Here is a 7,201-nt window from a genome sequence, read left to right as displayed (position 1 = left end):
CCTGCACTTTCGCAGGTCAGAGCGTTTTGGGTCCCTACACGAAACCGCCCTGCACGGGGGTCCCGTGCAGGGCGGAGGTGGAGCTGAGTGCAGGGTGGCCGTGGTGGCTACTCGCCGTCCTCGGGATCGTCGCCCGCGAGCATGAGACCGCGGTAGACGTAGCCCGCGCCGGTCCGCTTCTTCTCCCACCCTCGGGCAGTCATCGACTTGGCGAACTCGACCTCGCTGCAGGCTTGCTCACCGCTCGCGTGACACCAGCCGGTCCACGCGTTGAACAGCTCACGGGCGGACACAACCGCGTGGGGCGAGGCGATGGTGCGTTCGTCGACGAACCGGCCGAGGACGTCGCTCGACGCCTTGTACTCCTGGGTCTTGATGCGGACGATCTCCGGCGGCGCGAGCCCCTTCTCCATGTACTGGTGCCAGCCCTCGTACGCCCACTCCAGGACTGCGGGCGCGGCCTTCTTCAGCCGGTCGGGCAGGCCGCCGTCGCGCTCCTCCTCCGGGATCACGACGTCGAACGGGACGACCAGGATGCGCCGCCACACGGCCGGGTCGTCGCCGGAGACGAGCGGCAGGTGGTTCGTCAGCATGATGAGGGTGTGCGACGGGTCGAAGGTGATCGGGTTCTTGTGCATGAGGTTCGCCTCGATCGGGTCACCACCGACCAGGCGCTTCATGGTGGCCTCGGCGAACCGCTTGCCCTTCTCCGTCTCGGAGCAGAACGTCAGCCGGGCGCCCCGCAGCCGCATCTTGAAGGCGCCGTGCCGCTCGTGCTTCGACTCCATGAGGATCGCCGGGTCCACCTCGATCGCGTAATCCCCGAAGGCAGCCATCAGGGCGTCGCGCAGCGTGCCCTTACCGTTCGCGCCCGTGCCGGTGAAGATCGGCATGACGTGCTCGGTGACCTTCCCGAGCATCGCGTACCCGAACAGGCGCTGGACGAAGGCCCGGACCTCGGGGTCCGGCAGGATGCGTTCGAGGAACTGCTCCCACTCCTGGGCGCCGGCGACCTCGCCGTCGTCCTCCTCCGGCATCGCTGCGCCCGCGACCTTGGTGATCAGGTCCTCGCGCACGCACGGGTCGACGGTTCCCGCGGTGAGGTGGACCGTGCCCTCGGGGGTGTTGAACTTGTACGGGTCCGCGTCCAGGGCCTTGGAGGCCGTGCTGATCGGCGCGAGAGACGAGGCGATCTTCAGCAGTCCCTCCAGGCCGGAGGCGGACTCGGACTTGCGGACGTCCTTGTACAGGTCGTCGCGCTCGTCGCCGCTCATGTCCTCCAGGGCCTGCAGCGCGTGCTTCACCGTCTTCACGGCGTACGCCATGTCGACGCGCTGCTCGTCGAGCAGCCAGCGAGCACCGTCCCACTCGTGCCAGCCCAGGCCGTGGACGAACCGGAGCTTGTCGCCGTGCTCCTCGATGAACCGCTCAGCCATCCGCAGTTGGCCACGGTGCTGGATCGACTGTGAGGGTCGAGGGCGCCGAGGCCGGCGGGGACGCTCGGTCGTCGTCGGGACGGAGGAGCCAGCCCACATGTCGTCATCGGGCGCGGCGTCGCGCGCTGCCGGGACGCTCATGCGGCACCCCCGATCCGGCCAGCATTACCGCCAGCGGAAACGCTGGCAGCAACGCGCGACACAACCGCGGTTGAGCAGGTAGAACCGGAACGCATTCGAGTCGTACTCCTCGGGTGCCCGGCCCCGGGACGCGCCAACGTCGCCGGGGCCTTCATCAGTGCCGAGGGGATGTGTACGTACTCGGTGCGGTTAACGTCTCGTCCTCTCACGCGGCACCGCCGCGGTGGGCGGTCGGCATGTAGCGCGGACGCTTCAGGCCCGCGCGCATACCCGAGTTCAGGGTCTTCTCGATCTCGTGCGCGTACTCGGTGCCGAGCCCGGCCGCCGTCGCGGCCGCGGTCAGCTCCTCCTCGGCGACGGCCTGGTCCAGGAGGCCGGCGGCGACGAGCTGCCCCGCGCGGTACGCCGCCTTGTTGAGCCGGTCGTTGCGCCCGGAGTTCGGGGTCATCGCCGCCAGCTCGCTGCACTCCGAGCGCAGGATGCCGGTCGCCCACCGCTCCTCGCGGGTGCCGCCGATGCTCAGGGCCTGCAGCCGGGCGTCGATCTCAGCCCGGCTCACACGCCCCCCCGCTTTGGGTGGCTCCGGCGCAGTGGTGATCAGGGTCAGCAGCCAGTCCGGCAGGACCGCAGGCTCGGCGATGCCGTTCTCCAGGACGTACGGCTTGCCGTCGACGACGGACCCGATCCCCACCACGTAGCCACCGGCGGCGCGGGTGTCGATCTGCCACCCGATGGTCCGAGCGGTGTTGCGGACCCGGAGGTCGGCCGGGGCCCGGTAGATGAGGTGGCGCCCGCCGCTCGGGGTGCGCACGGTCATGGTCGGCGCGATCTCGGCTCCGGGGGTGCGCTCGACGAGCGCGGCGAGCATCGTGCTGCCGTCGACGACCCCGGCCTCGGCGAACTCGGCGGGCGGCGGTGCGTCGTCCTCGTGCGGGACGTCGAGGTCGACCGCGATCAACCCGGAGGGACCGCAGGCGACGCCGATGTTGAAGGGGGCCCGAGACCACGTCCGCTCGATAAGCTCGGGGTCGCGCGTCGCGCGGGTCTCCCAGCTCGACCAGAGCGGTGCCTTGTCGCCGACGAGCAGCGGGTGGACATACATCCCGCGTCCCGCGTAGTGCAACGCGGACGCGAGCAACTTAGCCCGAAGAGTCCGGAAACTATCCGGATTGTGGCTCAGCGCATGTGGCGCCAGGCGGGAAGACTCTCGTACCCTCATGGGTGAGCGCTCCTATCGCTCGAACTTCGCCGGGCTGCTATCCCGGCCTTGCAGTACCGCTGAGGCGCCCTGGCCGGGGCGCCTTTTGCGTTTAGGGGCCAATCCTGCCTCTTGATCGCCAAATCGGGCAGCTCGTAAATTCCGCTCTGGCCGCTTCTGTCCTGAATCGGGATCTTGAGGTCAGGAAAAGTCCGGTGGTCATTGGGGCGAGGGGCCGGGCACCAGGGCGGCGTCGAGGCTGGTGATCAGGGAGCTGGGGCGCTGTGCGATCCACCCGGACTTGCGGTGGGGAGGGGTCTCAGTGCGCACGTGCTTGAATCCCAGGTCCTCGTAGTACCGCTGAAGTCCGGTGTTGGTGCGCCAGCAGTCGATCCGCAACCACTCCCGGCCTTCGAGGGCGGCGACTCTGCATGCCCAGTCGAGCACGAGACTGCCGACGCCGAGTCCTGCGACGCTGCGGCTGGTGATGAGCTTGTAGAGGTAGAACCCGGTCTCGGGACGGTCCTCGTCGTGCCAGAAGTCGCGGTCGGCGGGGCCGCGGCTCACGGTCCCGATGATGGTGGCCTCGTCGTTGAGGAGGACCCAGGCCCGGCCGTCGTCGATCGTCTCGTGCCACCTGGCGATGGCTCGCCCTCCAGTTTCGGGGTCGGACCACTGGTCCGTGCCCACGCTGGGGAGCCAGCCTTCGGCCTCCGTGCGGAGGGCCATGAGGGCGGGGACGTCAGAGACACTGGCCGGGCAGATGCGGTAGGTCACTTGGGGCTCAGATTTCCATCTCGTAGACGAGCATGTGCCGGTCGCCGGGGGCGATCGTCTTCATGACGCGGACGGGGCCGGCCTCGCCGAACCCGATGCGGACGTGCTGTGCGATCGGGGTGCCCGGCGGGAGTTCGAGAGCGTCGGTCTCGTCGGGGCTCGGCATCCGGATCGTGATCTCGTCGCGGACTGCGGTCTGCGGGTGTCCGATCGACTTGAGGATGCCGCCGGGCATGGAGACGTCGCCCTCCTGCTCCAAGGGGGTCCCGAAGGCCACGTGGGCGGGGAACCAACTGGTGGAGAGTTGGAAGGGGCGGTCGTCGACGGTGCGCATCCGAACGCGCCTCACGACCTCGGCGCCGGTGTCGACCTGGAGCCATCCGGCGACCTCGGCCGTCGCGGGCTCACGACACACGGTCACATGCTGAGCCGGGATGCGCCCGGCCTCCTTGATGGCGGTGGACCAGTCGTCCATGACCGAGGAGTCCCGGCGCTGGCCCCGCTCGAACTTGGTGAGGTTCCAGGTGATGGGCCGGTCCGCGCGGACCCGCCGGCGCCCGCCCTGCTCGCCGATGACGAGGCCCTCGGTCTTGAGGATGTCGTATCCGGCGCTCACGGTCTTGGCGGTCACGCCCTTGAGTTCTGCCAGCTCGCGGCTGGTGGGGAGGACCGAGCCGGGGGGCAATTCCCCAGACCTGATCTGCTCCCGTAGTTCGTCTGCGATCGACCGCGCGGTCACGCGTCGATCACCCCTCGTCGAAGTCATGGCGTGAAGGGTACCTAGAAAACCGGCTTAGGTACATAACTTCTCGCGTGTTTCTCCCGTGGCGAATGAGTTGGGTACGTAACTCTTGACTTGTGCCCACCCAACTCCGTACGGTCATGGTCATCGCCCCAAAGTTATGTACCTAACTGCGGGAAGCGAGCCACGTAAGGCCGGGCATTCCTATGCCAAAGCGGCCCCCTCGGGTGATCTGCCAGGACCGCCGAGAGAGCCGCCGGAGGCCGTCCCAACGAGAGGAACACGACCCCACATGAACACCATCGTTGCTGGTCAGAGGATCGTTACCGCCGCCGAGTTCGCCGAGGTGGCGATGGGCTTCGAGCAGCCCGTGAAAGCGCCGGCCCCGAAGGTCTTCGTCCCGGGCCCCGCCGACCTGGAGGACTTCGCGGAGTTCGTCGAGGAGGTCACCGACCCCTCCGGCTCCGCGATCGACGCCGAGAACGCCCTGTACTACCGGAACCTCACCGCGAACGTGACGGCCCTGTCCCGCCGCCGGGCGCGCGTCACCTTCCCGAAGGCGGTGGCCGCGTGATCACCGTCGACGCCCGCTTCGCCTTCGTGCTCTCCCTGCTGCCCCTGCTCCTCGGTCGCCTGCGCATGGTCGCGGCGCTGGCCGGTGGCGGGTGGCTGGTCGGGATCGAGCTGTCCCCCCTCTCCCGCGTCGGCCTCCTCCTGGTCGCCGTCGCCGTCATCGCCGTCGACACCCTGCTGACCACCCACGCGACGTACGCGACCACGGCCCCGGCCGCGAGCGCGGGCGCCCGCCGGTCGGCCGGCCACCGGATGGGAGCGGCTGCCTGATGGCCACCACGATCTCCAAGACCACGGTCAAGACGACCCGCCCGAGCCGCCTGACGCTGCGCGGCTGGATGAACCTGCGGGACCTGGTCGCCGCCGCGTGCGGGACCTGGGCCGCGATCGGCGGCTGGCACGAGACGCACAGCGTCCTCGACACCGCCTACCGCTTCGCCGTCGTGTACGGCGGGGTCCTCATCGCAGCCGCGGTGACCAACTCGAAGGGGGCGAAGTGAGCTACCGCCAGGACATGCGCGAGGACCGCGCCGCCGAGCGCGAGCAGGACCGCGCCGACAAGAAGATGCGGATCGAGGCGCAGCTCGAAGCGCAGCGCATCGCCGCCGAGGAGAAGCGCAAAGCCGACCAGCTCGCGGCGGAGCAGAAGCGCGAGGACGAGCGGGCCAAGGCCGAGCAGAAGCGCCTCGACGAGGAGGCCGCTGCGGAGAAGGCCCGCAAGGACGCCGAGGCCAAGCGCCGCCAGGAGCTGCAGGACAAGCGGCAGCGGCAGGCGGAGAAGGACAGGGCCAAGGCCGCCCGCAAGGCGCAGCGCGCGAAGGTGTTGGGCTGGCTCAACCAGAACCCGGCGACCGTGTTCGTCGCGTACGTGATGGTCGCCGCCGTGATCCCCGCCGTGCTCTCGCAGGTCGGCGCGCTCGCGGGCAACGGCGTCATGGGCGCCCTGGCCGTACTGCTCGCCTCGATGCTGGAGGGCGGCGCCTGGGCGATCGTCTTCCTCGGCAAGGAAGCGGAGGCCAAGGGCCGCGAGACCTGGAAGTACCGGCTCGCCGGGTGGCTGACCTCGGCGGTCGCGGCCGGGATCAACTTCTGGCACTGGTCGGAGATCGCGCCGCTGTGGGTGGCGTGCGTGTTCGGCGGCTCCTCGCTGTTCGCCTTCTTCATCTGGGACCTGAAGACCCACGGCTCCGAGGGCCCGACCCGGGAGCAGCGGCGCGAGGCGAAGAAGCGCCGGCGCCACGACCGCAAGCGCCGCCGTCACCACCGCAAGGTCACGAAGAAGGCGGACCGGCTGTGGTCGGCCGCGCCGTACGGGACGCTCACCGAGGCCGACGCGTTCGCGGCGGCGTGGGAGATCGAGTACGGCACCGAGCTGGGCATGACGCCGACGCTCTACGCAGACGCCACCGCCGCCCGTCTCAAGGTCGGCGAGGCGTTCCGGGTCGCCGAGGAGTCCCGCCCCGACCTGATCCGCGCGGGCCTGCTCGCCGGACTCCACAGCCCCCTCTCCAAGGGCCTCGCGGAAGCCGCTCCGGTCCTCGGTCCGCTCGTTTCGATCGGTGCCCGCAGCGGGGCCGCTGAGGGGCCTGGAGGCCAAGCGGGAATTGGGTCGTACGGTTCTGGGCGATCTTCCGACGGCAGCGGCAACGCTGACGAAAAGGCCAGCGGAAACGGAAGCGGGAACGACAGCCGGAACGCTGGCGGGAACACCGGCCGGAAGGGTCGCTCGGAACAGGAGCTGGAGGCCCTGCTCCCCCAGGCCCACGCCGTCGCGAACGACCTCGTCGCCGAGGGCAAGCCGATCTCGGCGGCAGCGTTCGCGAGGGCGCTGAAGATCCGGCGCGAGGACGGCATGTGGCTGCGGGACCGGGTCGTGTCCGAGCGCAAGCTCCGGCTGATCGACGGCGACGCCGACACCGCGAAGGGGGCCTGACCATGACCCGGAAGCACGCCATCAACGACGCCGAGCCGCACGTGATCACCTCGCACGGCGCTGACTTCTTCGGCCAGGACCGGCACCCGATCAAGGCCCTCGCCGGGCTGGCCCCGTACGCGGAGAACTCGGTCTCCTACTTCGACCGCAAGACGATCGCCCCGCTCGTCGCGCTCCTGGAGGCGCCGGCCGACCGGACCTTCCCGGCCGACGAGTCCGCCCAGCTCGCCGAGCAGCTCCTCAAGGTCGCCCGCATCCCGCGCACCAAGCCCGCGGTCGCCACCCTCGCCCGCGCCCTGGCCGACGCCGCCGCCCGTGCTGCAGCGGTCGGTGAGTCGTGGACCTGGACGGTCGAGGGCTCCTCCCCCGCAACTGCCTGATCTACCTCCCCCCGAAAACCG

Annotated in this window: 9 protein-coding genes; 5 read left to right on the top strand and 4 right to left on the bottom strand. The window is 69.9% G+C overall.

Features of this window, described 5'->3' with window-relative positions; genetic code table 11:
- Positions 1–107: 107 nt before the first annotated feature.
- The 4 genes from ACY34M_RS41440 to ACY34M_RS41425 form a co-directional block, all read right to left on the bottom strand.
- Entirely contained in the window at positions 108–1,436 is a 1,329-nt protein-coding gene (locus ACY34M_RS41440) for a DNA primase family protein (protein WP_462723870.1), read from the bottom strand.
- Positions 1,437–1,782: 346 nt separating this feature from the next.
- Positions 1,783–2,796, bottom strand: a complete 1,014-nt coding sequence (locus tag ACY34M_RS41435) for a bifunctional DNA primase/polymerase (RefSeq protein ID WP_462723869.1) — start codon at positions 2,794–2,796, stop codon at positions 1,783–1,785.
- Between the two features lie 198 nt (positions 2,797–2,994).
- Complete coding sequence (locus tag ACY34M_RS41430; protein ID WP_462723868.1) at positions 2,995–3,552, bottom strand: GNAT family N-acetyltransferase; 558 nt, start codon at positions 3,550–3,552, stop codon at positions 2,995–2,997.
- A 7-nt stretch (positions 3,553–3,559) separates the two neighbouring features.
- Positions 3,560–4,318: a GntR family transcriptional regulator gene (locus ACY34M_RS41425; RefSeq protein ID WP_462723867.1), complete on the bottom strand. Its 759-nt coding sequence runs from the start codon at positions 4,316–4,318 to the stop codon at positions 3,560–3,562.
- 268 nt (positions 4,319–4,586) lie between these two features.
- On the opposite strand from ACY34M_RS41425, the gene ACY34M_RS41420 reads away from it, so the two are divergent.
- From ACY34M_RS41420 to ACY34M_RS41400, 5 genes are read left to right on the top strand one after another with little or no spacing between them, the layout of a single operon-like run.
- Positions 4,587–4,868 carry a hypothetical protein gene (locus ACY34M_RS41420; protein ID WP_462723866.1) on the top strand — a complete coding sequence of 94 codons (282 nt, stop codon included), beginning with the start codon at positions 4,587–4,589 and terminating at the stop codon, positions 4,866–4,868.
- Positions 4,865–5,137, top strand: a complete 273-nt coding sequence (locus ACY34M_RS41415; RefSeq protein ID WP_462723865.1) for a hypothetical protein — start codon at positions 4,865–4,867, stop codon at positions 5,135–5,137. The genes ACY34M_RS41420 and ACY34M_RS41415 overlap by 4 nt, the downstream gene beginning before the upstream one ends.
- Positions 5,137–5,367, top strand: a complete 231-nt coding sequence (locus ACY34M_RS41410; protein ID WP_462723864.1) for a hypothetical protein — start codon at positions 5,137–5,139, stop codon at positions 5,365–5,367. The genes ACY34M_RS41415 and ACY34M_RS41410 overlap by 1 nt, the downstream gene beginning before the upstream one ends.
- Positions 5,364–6,800: a DUF2637 domain-containing protein gene (locus ACY34M_RS41405; RefSeq protein ID WP_462723863.1), complete on the top strand. Its 1,437-nt coding sequence runs from the start codon at positions 5,364–5,366 to the stop codon at positions 6,798–6,800. The genes ACY34M_RS41410 and ACY34M_RS41405 overlap by 4 nt, the downstream gene beginning before the upstream one ends.
- Before the next feature lie 2 nt (positions 6,801–6,802).
- Positions 6,803–7,180, top strand: coding sequence for a DUF7739 domain-containing protein (locus tag ACY34M_RS41400; RefSeq protein WP_462723862.1), 378 nt, complete (start codon positions 6,803–6,805; stop codon positions 7,178–7,180).
- Positions 7,181–7,201: the final 21 nt, after the last annotated feature.

The sequence above is a fragment of the Streptomyces sp. EDA2-14 genome, from assembly GCF_054963755.1.
This window is presented reverse-complemented; position numbering and strand designations above follow the sequence as displayed.